A 1,267-nucleotide genomic window follows, 5' to 3' on the forward strand; every position below is an offset into this window, starting at 1 on the left:
TGGGCCTAGAATAGAAAGTGGACACCTCTTAAGAGAAAGTGAATAATAACTTCAACAGGAGGTGTTCACATGGGTGAACAACGGAAAAGATTCAACGAAGAGTTTAAAAAGCAGGCTGTAAAGTATCTTCAAGAGCAGACGAAATCGGTAGGCGAAATCGCACAGGAGCTAGATGTTCCGGCGAAGACCCTGCATTCGTGGAAATTGAAGTATGGTGAGTTCAAAAACGAACCCATCAACAATAGCCTGCGTGTCCGCGAGCTCGAACAAGAATTGCATGACAAAGATCGTCGGCTTTCGGATGTTGAAGAAGAACTGGCTATTCTAAAAAAGGCGCTGCACATCTTCAGCAAGCCAAAGAACTGAGGTTTCAGTTCATCGAAGATCATCGCTCCGAGTTTCGATTGGAGAAGATGTGCGAGGTGCTAGGCGTTTCCCGGAGCGGTTACTACAAGTGGACAGCGCATGAACCGAGCACACAGGAGCTTCTAAGACAACGTGTGCAGACCCGAATACTGTACCATTTTCATGACAATGAGCAGCGTTATGGAGCGCCTAAACTCACCTTTCTCCTTCGTCAAGAGGGCTTTACCGTCACGGAGCGTACCGTTGGGATCTACATGCAAAGCCTCCAGCTTCGGTCGTGCGTATCTCGAAAATTCAACGTACAGACAACGGATTCAGACCACGAAATGCCCGTAGCATCCAATCTACTCAACCAGCAATTTCAGGTTTCAGAGCCAAATAAAGTTTGGGTAGCGGACATCACCTACATTCCATGTCGGGCTGGACGTTTATATTTAGCTAGCATTCTTGATCTCTGTACGCGAGAAATTGTTGGTTGGCGACTTAGCGACCGTATGACAACGGCGCTTGTTTTGGGTGCGTTGGATGATGCCTGCGCAAGTAAACGACCAGGACCTGGGCTCATACATCATTCAGATCGCGGATCCCAGTACGCGTCCGAAGCTTATCGCAGCAACCTCAAGGCCTATGGAATGATTGCGAGTATGAGTCGAAAAGGAAATTGCTATGACAATGCTTGCATTGAGTCTTTCCATAGCATTTTGAAGAAAGAATTCATTTACCGGAAGTCCTTTAAAACAAAACAGCAGGCGTACGAAGAGATGTACCGCTACATAGAGTTCTTTTACAACCGTAAACGGATCCACGGCTCGCTAGGCTACCTGTCCCCGATTCGTTTCGCAGCTCAGTTTGATAAGAGAACCGGGTCATAGCTGGTGTCTACTTTCTTGACAGAGGTCCA

General features: G+C 47.3%; 2 protein-coding genes. Both read left to right on the plus strand.

Features of this window, described 5'->3' with window-relative positions; genetic code table 11:
- Positions 1-69: 69 nt before the first annotated feature.
- On the plus strand, positions 70-366 hold the full coding sequence (locus AC0YNU_RS32870) for a transposase (RefSeq protein ID WP_475764258.1): 297 nt from the start codon (positions 70-72) through the stop codon (positions 364-366).
- Between the two features lie 11 nt (positions 367-377).
- On the plus strand, positions 378-1,238 hold the full coding sequence (locus AC0YNU_RS32875) for an IS3 family transposase (protein ID WP_475764260.1): 861 nt from the start codon (positions 378-380) through the stop codon (positions 1,236-1,238).
- The last annotated feature ends 29 nt before the right edge of the window (positions 1,239-1,267 follow it).

The sequence above is a fragment of the Paenibacillus sp. J31P316 genome (assembly GCF_056269105.1).